Raw genomic sequence first — 18,111 nt, 5'->3', positions numbered from 1 at the left:
AATGAAAACTAAAATGCTTTCTTGATGGAATGCAGATGAAGACAGCTTTTTTAAAAACACGGCTTTTTCCTTTACGTCCTCTTGATGAGAGTGGTTCACAATGGTTGAAAGATATTGAAGAACAAGCAAGAAAAGAAAATTTAGAACCATTGGTTTCCTATATTGTAGGTGGAGGAGAGCAAGTTGATTTTATCTGCGCAGTCATGACTTTATCTCCTTTTTTACGTGGAGTTTTGATTGCAAATCCCTCTTATCTTAGTCCTTTATTGACTACAGATATAGAAACAAGGCTCAGTGAAATTGTAGAAGATATTGCTGCCGTTGATAGAGCTGAAATGATTCATGAAACTTCATTAATGGCGGCTTTAAGGTGCAAGAAAAGAGAAGCGCACACTCTGATTGCTTTAGCTGATTTAAGTCGTGTTTTTACTTATGAGGTTTCTTGCGCATGGCTGACACGTCTTGGTGAAGCAGCATTAGGTGCAGCTTTACGTTTTCTTTTGAGAGAAGCTCATGATTGTGGAAAAATACGTTTAGCTAATCGTGATATACCAGAGAAAGATTGTGGTTTAATTGTTTTAGGGATGGGGAAATTTGGCGCTGAAGAACTTAATTATTCCTCTGACATTGATCTGATTATTTTAATTGATGAAATGTCATCTCATGTGGGAGATTCCTATGAAAGTGTTGATATATTTTCAAAAATGGTGCGCCGATTAATCCGTATCATTCAAGAGCGTACTGCCGAAGGATATGTTTTTCGGCTCGATTTGCGACTCCGACCAGATCCAGGTTCAACACCTTTGGCGTTACCTATTAGAGCTGCTCTGCGTTATTATGAAGGGCGTGGTCAAAATTGGGAACGTGCAGCTATGATTAAAGCACGTCCAGTAGCGGGCGACATTGATGCAGGTTTTAATTTTCTTAAAGAACTTTCTCCTTATGTATGGCGCAAATATTTAGACTATGCAGCTATTGCTGATATTCATTCTATTAAACGCCAAATCCATGCTTATAAAAATTATGGGCAAATTGCTGCTTATGGTCATAATATCAAATTGGGACGAGGGGGTATTCGTGAAATTGAATTTTTCGTGCAAACACAACAGTTAATTGCTGGAGGACGCTTACCTCAATTACGTGGACGTAAAACAGTTGAAATGTTAGCAGAGCTTTGCAATCTTGGTTGGATCGGAGAGGAAATTAAAGATAGCCTTATAAAAAGCTATGCTTTTTTACGTAATGTTGAACACTGTATTCAAATGATTGCAGATGAACAAACGCATGTTTTGCCAGAAGAAGTTACGCGATTTACGAGCGTTGCGTATTTGATGGGATATCAAGAGAGTCACTGTTTTATTCGTGATTTGTTAGAAACACTTCTGATAGTGGAAGAACATTATGCTGCGTTGTTTGAGCACGAGCAAGAACTTGGCTTGGAAATGGGTAACTTGGTTTTCACAGGTGAGGAGGATGACCCTGAAACACTTATTACATTAAGTCGTTTAGGTTTTAAAAGGGCAAGCGATATTTGTCGTATTATGCGTACATTGCATTGTGGGCGTTATAGGGCCACTCAATCTGCTGAAGCGCGTGAAAGATTAACAGAGCTTACACCAGCACTTTTAAAGGCTTTTGGTGCGACCAAAAGAGCAGATGAGGCAATGTTGTGTTTTGATAGTTTTTTGCAAGGCTTGCCTTCAGGGATACAGCTTTTTAGCTTATTGCAGTCAAATCCGCCCCTTTTAGATATGTTGGTTTGTATTATGGGTGCTGCACCACGGCTTGCCGAGATTATTACACGTACACCACACGTTTTTGATGGGATGCTGGATCCTAAAATTTTTTCAGAATTGCCAACAAAAGATTATTTAGAAAATCGTTTGCAATATTTTCTTGAAGGTGTCACTTCTTATGAAGAAATTCTTGATCATCTAAGGATTTTTGCTGGTGAACAGCGTTTTTTGATTGGTATTCGGCTTTTGAATGGTACAATTAATGGAGATAGAGCAGGTTTTGCTTTTACTGCGCTCGCTGATCTCATGATTGCAAAAACGCTTACTGCTGTTCAGGAAGAATTTTTTCGTCATCATGGCCATATCAAAGGGGGACGTATTGGCATATTGGGTATGGGTAAGCTGGGAAGCTGTGAATTAACAGCAGGATCAGATGTCGATCTTATTTTACTGTATGAGCATGACGAAAATGTAGAAATGTCTGATGGAGAAAAGCCACTCTATGTTTCTCAATATTATACCCGTTTAACACAACGTTTTGTTTCTGCTTTATCTACTTCTACAAATCAAGGAGTTCTTTATACTGTTGATTTAAGACTACGGCCATTGGGCAATAAAGGGCCTATAGCTGTTCCCTTTCAGGTTTTTAGAAAATATCAACGCCAGGAAGCTTGGATATGGGAACATCTTGCCTTAACCCGTGCAAGGGGTATAGCTGGAGATGCTGATTTTTTGCAAAAATTGGAAAATGAAGTAAGGGAAATTATTGCACTTCCTTGTGATAAAAAGAAGGTTGCAAAAGAAGTGCTTGAAATGCGTGCTTTAATTGAAAAAGAAAAACCACCGGCAAATCGATGGGATTTAAAAACTCTACCTGGTGGTATTATGGATCTTGAATTTATTGCTCAATTTGCTCTTATAACTCATGTCATTGATTTTCAAATTGGAGCGACTACAGCTGATATTCTTTCTCGTTTACCACTCGATTTTCTAAGTCAATCATTGATTGCTGATTTACATTACGCTTATTGTCTTTATAACAATTTAAGTCAGATTATACGTCTTTGCTTAAATGAGGCTCTTAATCCTGATGATATGCCACCTGGGTTGAGCGATCTTTTGCTACGTAGTATTGGCGAGCCTGATTTGCCACGTGTTGAAAAATTAATTGAAGAAATAGGACAATCAGTGCGTACAATTTTTACACAAGTTATGGGACGCTAGATAGAATGTTTTTTAAGTAAAATCATACGTTGATTTTTAGTATACAAATGAATGTATGTTAAAATAAACTATGAATATTATACTATGCTTTATTTTTTTTGATTAATAAACTCAGAAAAGCTTTTTTGATTGTCAATCAATAAAGCAGGTGAGTTTATTACACGGATAAGCTTCCTTTTAAGCAATTATTTTCTACTCACAGAAAGCGATCACTAATAATATTTTTATAATTTATTTCTCTGTTCAATTTAATATATGTATCATTTTATATGTAAAATTTTAGCTCAAAGGTTATAGTATTACACGTATGGTGAGAATTGATACAATACAAGAAATAAGTAAGCTATGCTGAAGATATATAATCGTTGTATATTTTATGATGACTATGTACCTTACACATTATAGAGATTCATGCAAATGTTGAAAGAGACAAATTTTCAGGGATCTCTTCTATATCCTATTGTGATGCAAGAAAAAGTTAAAATAAGACTATAGATGTAGACGTGTTATGCGTGTTTAAATTGCTTCAGAAGAAAATAGATCTGTAATAAGGAGAAAAGGGAGAAAAAGTAAATTTTATCAAATTATATGCTGTTATAGTATTTATTTTTCTGAGAAGTATGCTCAATATATTAAATATGTTTATCATTTTAACGTACAATACTTTTAAGTATAATAAGTAAGATTATGATTTTCTTTTTACTTATTGCATCCGTATTTATCTGCAATAAGATTGATATGAGGTTTAGTGCCCTTACTAAAGTAGAGAAGTTTGTCTTTCATTATAAGTTAATGACAAACTTTATTCCTAGGATTAAATATTTGGGTTTACATTAGATTTTCATACGAGAAGTTTAGAGTTCATTGGAATAAGGTCATTTTTTATGGGTGAAGATTTAATTTGTAGGAGATTCCTATGAATTTAAAGATGTCACAAAGTATAATGGAAAAGCGTAAAAACAAGAGTAGGCAAGATACGATTATTGTGACGGCAAGAAAGACATCTATAGGGAGTCTTTTGGTAGCTAAATCTCATAAGGGTATTTGTTATATTGCTTTAGGCGATTCAACTGAACAATTATTACAGGAATTAGGAACGCGTTTTACCAATATAAAATACAATATTAATGATAATGTGTTGAATCAAGAAATAGCATGTATTGTAGCGATGGTTGAAACTCCTAAGTTGGTAAAACATCACAATTTACTATTCGATATCAATGGCACAGTTTTTCAAAAAAAAATTTGGACTGCATTATGTGAAATACGATGTGGAGAAACAATTTCTTATAAAGAGTTAGCGCAAAGTATTGGTATGCCAAAAGCGTACCGTGCTGTTGCTAATGCATGTGCATGTAATGAATTGGCATTAGTGATCCCCTGCCATCGTGTAATCCGAAAGAATGGTGCTCTTTCTGGTTATCGTTGGGGTATTCAGCGCAAACAAATTTTACTACAACGTGAACGATATTAAAGATTTAATTTTGTTGAATTGGCATTATAATCGTTACAATTGTGCCTTTTCCTTCTTTAGAAGTGATTTCTAGTTTTCCTTTATGTAGTTCTAATAAAGAACGAGATATAGCTAGTCCAAGACCTGAACCAGGGTGGGTTTTGGTAAATTGATTTTCAACTTGTTCAAAAGGTTGTCCAAGTTTTTTGATTGCTTCTTGGGGAATACCAACACCTGTATCTTTAATACTAAAGATAAGGTTGTTATTTTTCTGGAAAGCACGGATATCAATGCTGCCACCAGAAGGTGTGAATTTAACAGCATTTGAGATAAGATTAAGAAAAATTTGTTTCATAGCGCGACAATCAACATCAGCATGAAGTTTTTGTTCAATATTTGTTGTAAGAGAAATCTTTTTCGCTTGTGCTTGTGGCGTTAGTGTACGAATTGTTTCACTGATGATTGGCTCAAGGTTGATATTTTTACGGTCAAGGGTAAATCTTCCAGCTTCGATTTTTGACATATCAAGAATATCATTGATAAGAGTAAGAAGATGGGTTCCTGAATTATGAATATCGTGCATATATTCTTTATAGCGTTGTGAACCGAGAGGACCAAAGGTAGATTGTAACATGATTTCTGAAAAACCAAGAATAGCATTAAGAGGAGTACGCAATTCATGGGATATATTGGCTAAAAATTCTGATTTAGCTTTGTTAGCACTTTCGGCTCGCTCTTTTTCTTCTTGCAGGCTTTTATTAAGCTTTTCAACTTCTGTAGCACGTTGTTGAGCATTGCCTCGAGCACGTTTCAGCTCTTGAATGAATGAAAAAAGTCGTCTTTCACTATCTTCAAATTTTTCTTGTTGTTGTTTAAGTTCAGAGATATCAGTGCCAACACAAACAAGCCCTCCATCTTGTGTACGTCTTTCATTAATTTTAAGCCAGTAGCCATTTGCAGTTTGACGAATACTCGTTAAGTTACCAGATTCATCTATCTTAAGAGGATATTCACTGATAGCAGGACGTGACATGGCTTCAACAGTTGCACGTTCAATTCCTGATTGTAGCATTTGTTTAGGGATAGCAGCATATTCACAAAATTTGCTGTTAGACATAACTAGACGTCCTTCTGAATCCCATAAGACAAAAGATTCAGAAATATTTTCAATCGCATCACGGATACGAAGGTCAGCTTGTGCAGTTTGTTCAGCAAATTGATGTTGTTCACTAATATCAAAGGAAATACCAACTAAGTGAGGTTCTTCTTCATCGGTTACTTCGGCGCGAATGCGCATCCATACATAATGACCTTCAGCGTGACGCATAGGTACATTAATATCGATATGTTTTTTTTTACTCTCCATTAATTCTTGAGCGAGTTCAAAAAAATTTGCATCTTTTGGATCAATGATAGCAGTAATTTGAGAAATTGATAGGAGTGCATTTTGAGGTTCATAGCCAAGCATTTCATACATTGCTCGTGACCAATAAACCCGTCCACTCGCCATATTCCAATCCCATAATCCACAACGTCCCCGCATCATAGCCATATCAATGCGATTTTGAATTTTTTCTGAAATCAAATCTGTATTACGTGCTCGTGTGACTTGATTATAATAGGCATAGAGAAGAACTAAAATAATACTCACTGTTCCTATCAGTAAAGTTATATTTAATGAGAACTTTTTTTCCCATTCCGTATAGATATGTTTTTTTGTTGCACTAATGAATACTCCATATTGGCCACTGTCTGTTTGGCTGAATGAAGCGAGAGCAGGTTCTTGTTCTATTGTAATTGGTATGATGCCAGTGTTTTTTTTGAGAGGCCATGAAATGATATTCCCAGAAATAAAATCCTGTAAAGACTCCCCTGAAATTATTTCTGAATTAGACGAAGCTAGTATATTTCCATTGCGATCAAGGATAGCTATCATAGGATTGATATGAGTAGAGCTGTGATGATGAAAGGTTATTAGAATATTTTGTAAATGATTAGGAGAAAGAGAGGCTACTTTTTTTTGCTGAGTAAAAGCCAGTAAATCATGATCGATTTTATTTACTATAGAGGAAGATAAAAGAGAAAGTATGGAACGCGCATTCTTATCAATTGTATGGCGCCAGTCATAAAGTGACGCAAAGCGTATTGTTGCTAACACAATCAAAGATATAATAATGGCGAATGGAATAGAACGTCGCAACCAAGGTTCGATAAAGAGGAGTTTTTGGTAAATTGAATTAGAAATACGTGTTACTCCTACCCTGCGATTTGAAGCGCTTGGTTTTGAATCAGAATGCATTCTTGTGGCCGCGTTATACACGTCCAATTTAGCCATTTCTGGGATCCTCTAATCATGAATAATGTAACTAGAAAACTGTTTTGGTACTCATAACAATTCAGTAAGCCTAATGAATCAAAACAAGAGTCTTCTGTCTAGTCTTTTTTTAAAAAAAAGAATAATTTTACTCTGATGAGTATAAATTATGAAAATTAAAAGAACTTTAATATTACCTATAAATAGGCTAAAATAGCTATTTATAGGCTTATTGTTATGAGAGCTGCAGAAGAACTAAATTTGATTAATTAATAGAGCAATATTACAATAATTTAATTATAAATATTTTTATTTTAAGCAAGTAGTGTACGATTGATGATATCTGTTACATCGCTTGATAATTTTTCTGCTGCTGCAATTGTTTTTAATGCAGATTCGAGTTTTTTCTGTCGAATAGGTTCCAATTGTCTCCAAGAGCGCATAATTGTTAATAACCGTGAAGCAAGTTGTGAATTTTTAGGGTCAATTTCTAAAATAGTTTGGCATAGAAAATGATAAGATGCTCCATCAATCCTGTTAAAACCTGTTTGGTTCCCAGAAGCAAAAGTGCCAATCAAAGCACGTACTCTATTAGGATTATCTTGTGAAAAAAGCGGATGTTTTGTGAGTTTTTGAACGCAGTCAAGTGTTGATGCTCCTGCAACCATTGCTTGAATTGCAAACCATTTATCCATGACTAAAGGATTATGATAATATCGATTTTCAAAATCATTTAAAGCATTTTGTGCTTGTTTGCTTGTGTTAAAGCGTTGTACTAAAATCGTTATGCTGGCAATGCGATCTGTCATATTATCAGATGTGGCATATTGTGTGGCAGTGCGCTCTGGATTAGCTTCAGCAATAGAGAGATAGTCTAAGATGATATTGCGTAATGCTCTTTTTCCAGTTTGCTCAGCATTTGGTGAATAAGATTCTTGTACCTGCATTTGTACGTAGAATTCTGTGAAAAGTTCTTGATGGGTGTGTGCAATAGAAGCTAAAAATTGATTACGTACATAGTGTATTCGATCTGGATCAACATTTTGACCGATTGTATGTGCAAGTTCACTTTCGCTTGGTAAATTTAAACAAAATGCTCGAAATTCCGGTTCTAGGTTTTCATCTTTGATGATGGTTTTAATCAGCTCTAGTAAATTAGAGGGCATGGTTGCTTTTTCAGCTGTTTTATCTTGAATGACTTGAATAAGAGCTTGGGTTATGAGAATATTCAGTGACTGCCAACGATTGACTTGATTGCTATCATTTTGAGCAAGAAAAATCAGTTCGTTTTCGTTAAATGGAGTTTGTAAAATAATGGGAGCAGAAAAATCTCGTAGGAGTGATAAAACAGGTTTATTAGGTAGTCCTTTTAATTGAAAGGTTTGAGATTCCTTAGAAAGCAACATAATATCTGATTGAATAGTTGTATCACTTTCGTAGATGAGTGATTGTCCCTCACTTCCTAATAGATCAAAGGCAATAGGGATCAGCATGGGTTTTTTATTATTTTGTTGTGGCGTTGGTGGAATATGTTGCTGTGCATGAATTGTTAAAGTACCTTCATTATAATGGCTATCAATTTTCACATGAGGAGTACCTGCTTGTTCGTACCATAGCATAAATTGTGAGAAATCTTGATCCGATACTTCAGCAAAACAAGCGATAAAATCTTCAATAGTACACGCTTGTTCATCATGGCGTTGAAAATAGAGATCCATACCTTTACGAAAGAGCACAGGACCTAAGATAGTCCGTATCATACGCACTACTTCTGCACCTTTTTCATAGATAGTTGTAGTATAAAAATTATTGATTTGACTATATTGACGAGGACGTACAGGATGAGAAAGAGGACCAGCGTCTTCAGGAAATTGTGTAGCTTTCAACATTTTTATGTTTTCAATCCTTTGCAGACTGCGTATATTTTGATCTGCAGAAAATTCCTGATCACGGTAGACAGTTAATCCCTCTTTTAAACAAAGTTGAAACCAGTCACGACAGGTAATACGATTACCAGTCCAATTGTGAAAATATTCATGTGCAATGATACGTTCAATATTTCTATAGTCTTTGTCTGTTGCTGTTTCAGGATCTGCAAGGATATATTTATCATTAAAGATGTTAAGACCTTTGTTTTCCATTGCGCCCATATTGAAATCAGAGACAGCAACAATATTAAAAACATCTAGATCATATTCACGGCCAAAACATTGTTCATCCCAACGCATGGAACGTTTGAGGGCATCCATGGCATAGGTTGCTTGTTTAGCTTTACCTTTTTCTACATAGATACCAAGTTTAACAGGCCGTCCAGATGCTGTGATAAAATGATCTTCAAGTTGGTCAAGATTTCCACCAACTAAAGCAAAAAGATAAGATGGTTTTGGATAAGGATCCTCCCAAACAGCAAAATGCCGATTATTTTCAAGGATGCCTGTTTCAATGAGATTACCATTAGAAAGCAAGATTGGAACCGTCTGAGAATCTGCTGTAATTTTTACTGAATAGGTAGAAAGAATATCAGGACGGTCATAAAAATAAGTTATGCGACGAAAACCTTCTGCTTCGCATTGTGTGCAATAAACACCGTTTGAAAGATAAAGTCCCATAAGTTGACGATTACTTTCGGGGTTTAATTCTGTCACTATTTGTAATGTGAAAGAAGTTGCAGGAGGAGCAATAATTTCTAGGTTCGAAGGAGTGCTTTTATAAGCATTTTTAGCTAATTCTTCGCCATTGATAGCAACAGAAATTAATGTCAGTTCGTCACCAGAAAGTACGAGAGGTGTTAATTCTTTTGTATGTTGACGCGGTTCAATAGACAATGTCGCTTTAACGACAGTTTTTGTTGGATTCAGACAAAAATTAAGTTGTGTTTTAGGTATAGCATAGGGTGTTGGTTGGTAATCTTCTAAATGATAAACAGGAATTGTTTCTTGCTGCATAATTGTTTCCCTTGCTATATTTGGAGAGTATAATTTGTTGAAAGGCTGCTTATTGCTTAAGAAAAGGCAGAATTTAAAAATGACTAAAGATTATTTAAACGGTTTTTTACTTCTAAAAAGTCCATCCATGTAAGCTTTTTTTGACTAGGCGTCCTTAAAAGATAAGCGGGATGAAAAGTTGGCATAACAGGGATTTGAAGATCTTCATTTTCATAAGTAAGCCATTTTCCTCTTATTCGAATAATGCCACTCTGAATTCCCGTAAAGAATTGTGCGGCAGTGCTTCCTAGTGCTATAAGAATACGAGGCTTGGCTAATAAAATTTGACGTTCAATAAAAGGGCGACATAATGTAACTTCGCGTGGTGTTGGTGTGCGGTTTCCTGGTGGACGCCAGGGAATAGTATTTGCTATGTAAACATTTTGTCTTGAGAGACCAATTGATGCGAGTATTTTGTTGAGTAGTATGCCTGCTTTTCCTACAAATGGAATTCCTTGTATATCTTCTTCTCGTCCTGGAGCTTCACCTATGAGCATAAGAGGACTTCCTGCTGTTCCATCAGAAAAACAGGTATTTTTGGCTGTTAGTTTTAATGAGCAACCATTAAAAGAAAGAAGGGCGGATTTCAACTCATCAAGAGTTTGAGCACTTTTTGCTATCTCTACAGCTGAGAGTACAGGTTGTGTTTTGTCTGGATTATCAGGTGCAAGAGTATGCGATTTTATGGTTGGAGATATTTTTTTATAATAGGGGATACCGTGTGCTTGGTTTAATTGCGGTTCTAAAGAGGCAGCTTGATTAAAGTGATCAATAGGAACGTCAGTAAGCGCAGCATCAACACCACTTTCTTTGTAGAAGCTGAGTAGATCTTCATTGGAGATTACATCTTTATTTTTTTCTGACATTTTGCTTTTTGCTTTATACTGATCTATCAATCAATAAACTAAGAAGAATTATTCTTCAAGATTTATAATATGTTTATTGTAAATAGAAGTTCAGTATACTCTCAGAAAATGGAATGGTATTAGATTTTTAATGATCCTTTTTACAATGCTTTAGAAGCAATGTGTAAGTGTACGCTTTAGCATTTTTTATGGCTTCAATCATCGATTGTTTTAATGCTAGATTTGCAGCAATAGCACTTGAAAGGATGCAACCTGTTCCACGCATCGTTCCTTTTAAACGCGGAGAGGAAATATTTATAATTTCAGTTTTATTAATTAAGCTGTCTGTTGCAAAATTACCTTCGGTATGTCCGCCTTTTATTAATATATGGCGTGGACCAAATGAAAGAAGTCTTTGTGCTTGGTGGATTGCTTCTTCATGATTAGAAGCCAAAGGGCTTTTACTGAGAAGAGAAAGCTCTGCCATATTGGGTGTTAAAAGATCAATATGAGGAAGCAGTTTATTGAGCATAATATCTGTGATTGCTTCTGTGGTAAGCTGCCCCCCTGATGAGGCGATGAGTACAGGATCAAGAATGGTTGGAATATGATGATAATCTTTTAAGATATCACAGATTCCTTCTATAATTGCTTGGGTTCCTGTCATACCGATTTTGATTGCATGTATTGAGTTATTTTTAAGGGCAATACGCATTTGTGCAGAAATAGTTTCTTTACTCATGGGTACAATTTCAGCAACATGGTTGTTATCTTGTACGTTGACAGCTGTGATTGCTAAACTTGCTTTTGTTTGAAAATGTGTTGCTGTTTCTATATCACGAGCAATACCGGCTCCTCCTGTTGGATCGGTACCTGCAACAATAAGTATAGAAGGCATTAGCGCCATGCTTGAGTCACCTTTATCCACTGTTGGACACGTTCTTCGGGCTTTTTATTTAAAATAATATCAGTGACAACAGCAGCGCTATTTGCTCCAATTTTTAAAATACTTATTGCGCGTTCTGGTGTTAAACCACCAATACCTATTAAAGGCAAAGAACCAATTTTCTTTCTCCATTGCTTGATTTTTTCTAGTCCTTGTGGAGCCCATTTCATTTTTTTTAAAATTGTTGGATAAATGGGACCAAGTGCAATATATTCGGGAGAGATAGATAAACTGATATCTAGTTCGTGTTCATCATGAGTGCTAAGACCAAATTTTATACCACTTTTACGGATTGCCAAAATGTCAGCACTTTTTAAATCTTCTTGTCCAAGGTGAATAAAATCACATTTTTCGTCAATGGCTATTTTCCAATAATCGTTAATGACTAATTGGACTTTAAATTTATCACATATATTCTTTGCTCGTTTTATATGTTGAATGATTGTTTCTGTATCTTTATCTTTTATGCGTAGTTGTATCAGCTTAATTCCAAAGGGAACTAAACGTTCAACCCAATCTGCACTATCAACAATGGGATAAAATGGGTCAAGTTTCATGAGAATATTGCTTTGCCGATAACTGGTGTTGAAGGCACTGCTACATTGCGTGCTTTAAGGAGTCCTGCTTTGTAACCGATATGTCCTGCTATAATAGCTTTAGAAAATGCTTCAGCCATTAATACAGGATCACCCGCTTTAGCAACAGCTGTATTGAGGAGTACTGCATCATAGCCAAGTTCCATAGCAATGGCAGCATGCGATGGACGTCCAATGCCAGCATCGATAACAAGAGTAAGATCAGGAAGATACGCACGGATAGAACGTAATCCATCAGTATCACGAGGACCTTTAGCAGATCCAATAGGCGCACACCAAGGCATAATGACACGGCAGCCAACTTCAAAGAGTTTTTCAGCAACAATAAGATCATCTGTTGTATAGGCAAAAATTTGAAAGCCTTCATTATTTAAAATTTGTGCTGCTTCAACTAAAGAAAAAACATTTGGCTGTAATGTATCTGAATTACCAATAACTTCCAGTTTAATCCAAGGTGTTTTAAAGAGATCTCGTGATAATTGAGCTGTTGTGACAGCTTCCTTAACAGTATAACAGCCGGCAGTATTGGGAAGTACAGTTATGTCAAGTTCTTTAAGAAATTGCCAAAATTGTCCACTTTGTTTTCCCCCTGCAGTTTCTCGGCGTAATGAAATTGTTACAATTTCTGTACCAGATTTATGAATAGCTTTACGGAGAACTTCTAGTGAGGGATATTGAGCTGTACCTAACAAAAGGCGGGAAGAAAATTCACGTCCATAAAAATTCAACATCGTTTTAGCCTCCTTGCATTGGGCTTAGAATTTCAATTCTATCTCCTTCATGCAAAACAAATTGGCTTCGTTCATCAAGAGAAACAACTTCAGAATTAACAGCCGTTGCTAGCCAATTACCTTCATAACCTAATTCATCAAGAAGTAAATTAAGATAGGTTGCTTTTGTTTCAATTATTTCACCGTTAACAGATATTTTCATGCTTTATTCCAACGCTAATTTTACCCCTTGTTTTGCCATTTCTGGAGATAAAAGAAAACCATGTCTATAAAATCCATTAATAAAGATATGATTATCATGTTTATGAACATAAGGTAAATTATTAGGATAGCAGGGACGAACGCCAACGCCGGATTCAATAATTTCTGCTTCAGCAAAGGCAGGATGGAGAGTATAAGCTGCGTTGAGAAATTCCATCATTGATCTTGCCGAGATAGCACCACTAAAGTCACTTTCAATCATTGTTGCTCCAATCATAAAGATATTATTTGGTCTAGGGACTACATAGAGTGGAATACGTGGGTGGAGAAGACGAATTGGACGAGAAATTTTAATATCTGTGCTGCGCACTAGAAGCATCTCACCGCGAACTCCTCGTATATTTTTATCTTTTCCTAAACGTGCTATTCCTGTTGCATCAATGATAGTATTAAAATTCTCTTCGGATATTCCTATATCAACAAAACAAGCTCCATTTTTTATAAGAATTTCTTTTAAAGTGATCAGTGCTTTGCGTGGATCAATGTGTGCTTCAGTTTCATAAAAAAGTGCACGGTTAAAACGTCCAGCAAGATCGGGTTCAATATGTGTTATTTCTGTATTATCTATGATTTTATGATTATTTGTACGCATTGAAAATCGTTCGAGCTCTGCTATATCTCGCGTAGGAGCAACGACCAAAGTACCTTTTTGTTCTACAATATTAGGAAGTGTTTCTTTCCACCATTGCATAGCTTGTATACCAAGATCTTCGATAATTTGTTCAGAACTTTCTTTTTCACAGTGAGGTGCTAACATACCTCCTGCATACCAGCTTGCAGTTCCTATAGGAGAATGGGGAGGCGCAGATACAGTGATAGGGATACCTTTTTGTTGTAGCATAAAAGCAACTGTTAAGCCCCCTACACCTGCGCCTTTGATAAGAATATTTTTCAATTGTTTGCTTTCTCTTTTCTAGAGTGAGCATTTTCTATGTAGAGATCACCGCTTTTTTTATATTTTTCAGCCATAGCAATCATACCTTCTTCTTTTCTTTTTGCTTCTTTTCTTTTTGTTGCTGCATCACGGATATCATGGGAAATACGAATTGAACAGAATTTAGGTCCACACATAGAGCAAAAATGCACTAATTTATGGGCCTCTTTAGGCATTGTTTCATCGTGAAAGGAGCATGCGGTATCTGGATCAAGGGAAAGATTAAATTGATCACGCCACCGAAAATCAAATCGTGCACGTGAGAGGGCATTATCGCGTAATTGCACTCCAGGCAAGCCTTTAGCAAGATCAGCAGCATGAGCTGCGATTTTATAAGTGATCACCCCGGTTTTTACATCATTTTTATCTGGTAGTCCTAGATGTTCTTTAGGTGTTACATAGCAAAGCATAGCAGTACCAAACCAACCAATCATAGCGGCACCAATAGCCGATGTGATATGGTCATATCCAGGAGCAATGTCAGTTGTAAGAGGGCCTAAAGTATAAAAGGGTGCTTCGTGGCAGAGGGTTAGTTGTTTTTCCATATTTTCTTTAATTTTATGCATTGGTACATGACCAGGTCCTTCAATCATAACCTGTACATCTTTTTCCCATGCAACTTTTGTTAGTTCTCCCAAAGTTTCAAGTTCAGCAAATTGGGCTTCATCGTTTGCATCCGCAAGAGAGCCTGGACGCAATCCATCTCCTAATGAAAGAGAGACATCATACATGCGTGCAATGTCACAAATTTCATCGAAATGTTCATATAAAAAATTTTCTTTATGGTGATGCAGACACCACTTAGCCATAATAGAACCACCTCGTGAAACAATACCTGTTACGCGATTAATCGTTAAGGGGATGAAGGGCAATCTTAATCCTGCGTGAATAGTAAAATAATCAACACCCTGTTCTGCTTGTTCAATTAAGGTATCGCGAAAAACATCCCATGTTAAATTTTCAGCAATACCATGTACTTTTTCAAGCGCTTGATAAATTGGGACAGTCCCAATAGGAACAGGAGAATTGCGAATAATCCATTCACGAATATTATGAATATTACGACCTGTTGAAAGATCCATAACTGTATCTGCGCCCCAACGAATGGCCCAAACCATCTTTTCAACTTCTTCTGCCATGGATGAAGTAACTGCTGAATTACCAATATTAGCATTAATTTTAACACGAAAATTACGACCAATAATCATTGGTTCGCATTCTGGATGATTGATATTGTGAGGAATAATAGCTCGTCCGCAGGCAATTTCATTGCGAACAAATTCTGCAGTATAGGTTTCTGGTATTGATGCGCCGAATGTTTCTCCCGATATTTTTTTTTGATCTTTTGCTACCAAACCTTCATTTTCACGTATAGCAACATATTCCATTTCTGCAGTAATAATACCTGCACGTGCATAAGCCATTTGTGTGACTGCTTTATTATTTTTTGCGCGAAAAACGGGACGAGTTTGTTCAAAAGTTGGTGCAAGATTTTTATCATGAGTAAAACCATTATCTGCAGGTTGAATTAATCGTGCTGGATAGGATTCAATGTCAGAACGCTCAGATAGCCAGGGTGTGCTAATGGCAGGTAATCCTTTTGTAATATCAATAGTCGCATTTTCATCGGTATAAGGACCTGAAGTATCATAAATCGTCAAAGTTTCTTCATGACTATTATCTGTCAGAGAAATTTCACGGAATGGTACGTGTACATTAGGAAAGAGAAGGCTCTGTCGATAAATTTTGCGTGACGCAGGGAAAGGAGAAAAACTAATTGATGGAGTGTTTTTTTGCACAAACTTTTTCCTTATAGATTCGTAGTGAAAAAATGCCTTGCAAGATTATTAGGAATGCGTTCAGCTCAATAAATCAGGTCTCTTTAATAAGATTACGCACAATATCATTTTTTGTATCAATACACATCCGACAAAATTCATAAAATTTTATTTTGAGGAAATCAAGAACAATATTTTTTGTAGTATCTATATATGTACTCCACTCCTAGTCAGAGCATTTATTTGTGCAATTATGATCAGCTGAAATACCTATATTGTCAATTGCAAAGATGTATTTTGAATAATTTTGAAATGTTTTTTGAATAGAATCAAGAAAAATTATAAGTCATTAACATACAATATTAGCAAAATAGTATAGGTAGAAAGTATATTCTTATGATTTACTTCATAAATAATTTATTGATGCAAAAAGTATAGCTCTATTATTAGTAGAGCGCCTTTAATATATATAATAAAATTGTTCTTTTATTGAGTACTATCAATGAATGCAAGATCGCAAGAGATTTATGATTATTACAAATATTATTAGTAAAAAAGACACCGGTAACCTAGGTTACCAGTGTCTATAAGCTTTCTTTTTAAGAAATTAGAATGAACGTTGGAAACGAATCATACTTTGCAAAGCACTTTTTCCATTCAAAGCATTACTATAGTTTGCATCACTATTCGCTTTACCTTTGAAAGTACGGTCATCGTTCCAAGAAATGTAGGTTAGTTCAGGTGTAATAACAAATCCTGGAATCAGTTTATATGCAACATTAACGGATGTTGCGAAAGTTTTTATAGCACTATAAGACACTTGAGCATTCAAATTTGCTTTTGGATTGATTTTGTAAGTTGCACCAGCCCACGCTGCCCATTTACCACCCCAGTTTGCATAAATGGTGGTATTCTGACGCGACAATACATTATTAGAATCCTCTACAGTATCTACTCTATAGTAATCTAGGTTATTTTTATAGCCTCCCATTGCCCAAAGATTTAAATTATCATTGATATTCAAATCTACACGTGCTTTAGCAGCCCATTTTTTGTAATAAGCATCATAAGCGACAACAGTTGAGGCTCCACCCCATTTTTGCATAAATTTCATACCAAATAAGATATTAGGGTTATAGTCTTTTGTTTGTTTACTTGGGAGATCTGTTTCATCAACACGAACAATTTTGCTATCTTTATCGATGTAATAGTATTCGATACTGTTACCAGCGTTTGTTTTAAGAGCAGGACCTGACGCATTACCCAATTCAACTCCAACAATAGCGGAAAAACCAGAATCAGCATTAAAAGTGTAAGAAATAGTATTCGTGCGTATATCACCTGCTGGTGCTATGCTATCGCCATTGATAACTTTACCATAACCACCGGTCCAACTGTCGAAAATTGTGCTATCAAGACCTACACGAAAGCCACCAATTTCTATATAAGCAGCACGAAGTTGACCACCAGAACTATCCTTTCCTTTGCTCCATTGTGAGCGAATTTCCGCATATGAGCGAAGCGTTCCTAATTCTGTTTCAGAAGCAGCTTGGAAAATAAGGGTTAAACGTGAATTTGTGCGATAAGTTTTTTTACCATTTGCTAAATCCGCATCGGTTATTGCATTAACATTGTCACCACCTGTAAAATCTGCGCGGACATTACCAGATACGCGAATACATGTTTCTGTTCCAGGAATATAGAAATATCCCGGACCGTACGCATCACAAGCACGTACATATTCTATAGGTTCAGGTTTTGCTGGGACAGTTGAAGCCGCTTGAGATCCAGAAACTGCAGAAAGAGCTAATGTAGAACTTAGAAGGAAGGTTTTAATATTCATAAATGATCTCCAGTCGGTTTTAATTATAAGAGTGTGTATTGGGTTTATTTATAGAGTGTATAAAGGTTATATATTATGTCCGCTTGCTAAAAAAATACGCGAGAACTAAGCCAAACATTACATAATGTTAACTATACGAACCTTTATTTTGAGATACAAATATAAATTAACCTTGTCAAAAGTAATTTATGTACTATTTATTCTTGTGTGATAAAAAAGACACAAACATTCATTATTTTTTAATTTAATCCAATCAATTAGAACTAAAATTTCAGATATTTTGAAAAAAATCGAAAATATCTTGAATTTTTTATTGATACTGTTTATGCACCTTAATTGGAGAGGTGGCCGAGTGGTCGAAGGCGCTCCCCTGCTAAGGGAGTAGGGCTCAAAAGGCTCTCGAGAGTTCGAATCTCTTCCTCTCCGCCAAGTATCAATAAAATCAATGGGTTATCTAAAAGCTAAG

12 protein-coding genes and 1 tRNA gene are annotated in these 18,111 nt (G+C 35.9%); 3 read left to right on the top strand and 10 right to left on the bottom strand.

What is annotated here, in order from left to right:
* Positions 1-35 precede the first annotated feature (35 nt).
* Positions 36-2,960, top strand: coding sequence for a bifunctional [glutamine synthetase] adenylyltransferase/[glutamine synthetase]-adenylyl-L-tyrosine phosphorylase (locus BA1379B_RS04260; RefSeq protein WP_078692420.1), 2,925 nt, complete (start codon positions 36-38; stop codon positions 2,958-2,960).
* 916 nt (positions 2,961-3,876) lie between these two features.
* On the top strand, positions 3,877-4,434 hold the full coding sequence (locus BA1379B_RS04255) for a methylated-DNA--[protein]-cysteine S-methyltransferase (RefSeq protein ID WP_078692419.1): 558 nt from the start codon (positions 3,877-3,879) through the stop codon (positions 4,432-4,434).
* Between the two features lie 4 nt (positions 4,435-4,438).
* Here the strand turns inward: BA1379B_RS04255 and BA1379B_RS04250 are convergent, their stop codons facing one another.
* The 10 genes from BA1379B_RS04250 to BA1379B_RS04205 form a co-directional block, all read right to left on the bottom strand.
* A complete protein-coding gene (locus BA1379B_RS04250) occupies positions 4,439-6,748 on the bottom strand; it encodes an ATP-binding protein (protein WP_078673895.1) in 2,310 nt (769 codons plus the stop codon).
* 293 nt (positions 6,749-7,041) lie between these two features.
* A complete protein-coding gene (gene pepN, locus BA1379B_RS04245; RefSeq protein WP_078692418.1) occupies positions 7,042-9,672 on the bottom strand; it encodes an aminopeptidase N in 2,631 nt (876 codons plus the stop codon).
* Positions 9,673-9,755: 83 nt separating this feature from the next.
* Entirely contained in the window at positions 9,756-10,577 is an 822-nt protein-coding gene (locus BA1379B_RS04240) for a uracil-DNA glycosylase (protein ID WP_078692417.1), read from the bottom strand.
* A gap of 127 nt (positions 10,578-10,704) precedes the next feature.
* Positions 10,705-11,463 (bottom strand): hydroxymethylpyrimidine/phosphomethylpyrimidine kinase, encoded by a 759-nt coding sequence (locus tag BA1379B_RS04235; RefSeq protein ID WP_078692416.1) that lies wholly within the window; start codon positions 11,461-11,463, stop codon positions 10,705-10,707.
* On the bottom strand, positions 11,454-12,059 hold the full coding sequence (locus BA1379B_RS04230; RefSeq protein ID WP_035007045.1) for a thiamine phosphate synthase: 606 nt from the start codon (positions 12,057-12,059) through the stop codon (positions 11,454-11,456). Before BA1379B_RS04230 ends, BA1379B_RS04235 begins: the two co-directional genes overlap by 10 nt.
* Positions 12,056-12,829, bottom strand: a complete 774-nt coding sequence (locus tag BA1379B_RS04225) for a thiazole synthase (protein ID WP_035007047.1) — start codon at positions 12,827-12,829, stop codon at positions 12,056-12,058. Before BA1379B_RS04225 ends, BA1379B_RS04230 begins: the two co-directional genes overlap by 4 nt.
* 4 nt (positions 12,830-12,833) lie before the next feature.
* The gene (gene thiS, locus BA1379B_RS04220; protein ID WP_035007049.1) at positions 12,834-13,031 is read right to left on the bottom strand and encodes a sulfur carrier protein ThiS; all 198 of its coding nucleotides are present in this window, start codon (positions 13,029-13,031) and stop codon (positions 12,834-12,836) included.
* Positions 13,032-13,034: 3 nt separating this feature from the next.
* Positions 13,035-13,985 (bottom strand): FAD-dependent oxidoreductase, encoded by a 951-nt coding sequence (locus tag BA1379B_RS04215; RefSeq protein WP_035007052.1) that lies wholly within the window; start codon positions 13,983-13,985, stop codon positions 13,035-13,037.
* Positions 13,982-15,823, bottom strand: coding sequence for a phosphomethylpyrimidine synthase ThiC (gene thiC, locus BA1379B_RS04210; RefSeq protein WP_078692415.1), 1,842 nt, complete (start codon positions 15,821-15,823; stop codon positions 13,982-13,984). Before thiC ends, BA1379B_RS04215 begins: the two co-directional genes overlap by 4 nt.
* Before the next feature lie 586 nt (positions 15,824-16,409).
* Positions 16,410-17,645, bottom strand: coding sequence for a porin (locus tag BA1379B_RS04205; protein WP_078692414.1), 1,236 nt, complete (start codon positions 17,643-17,645; stop codon positions 16,410-16,412).
* Between the two features lie 338 nt (positions 17,646-17,983).
* Between BA1379B_RS04205 and BA1379B_RS04200 the strand changes: the two genes are divergently transcribed.
* Positions 17,984-18,074: transfer RNA gene (locus BA1379B_RS04200), tRNA-Ser, on the top strand.
* The last annotated feature ends 37 nt before the right edge of the window (positions 18,075-18,111 follow it).

This window comes from Bartonella sp. A1379B (assembly GCF_002022485.1).
Classification (GTDB): Bacteria; Pseudomonadota; Alphaproteobacteria; order Rhizobiales; family Rhizobiaceae; genus Bartonella; species Bartonella rochalimae.
The sequence above is the reverse complement of the archived record's forward strand: the minus strand, read 5'-3'. Positions and strand labels throughout refer to the sequence as shown.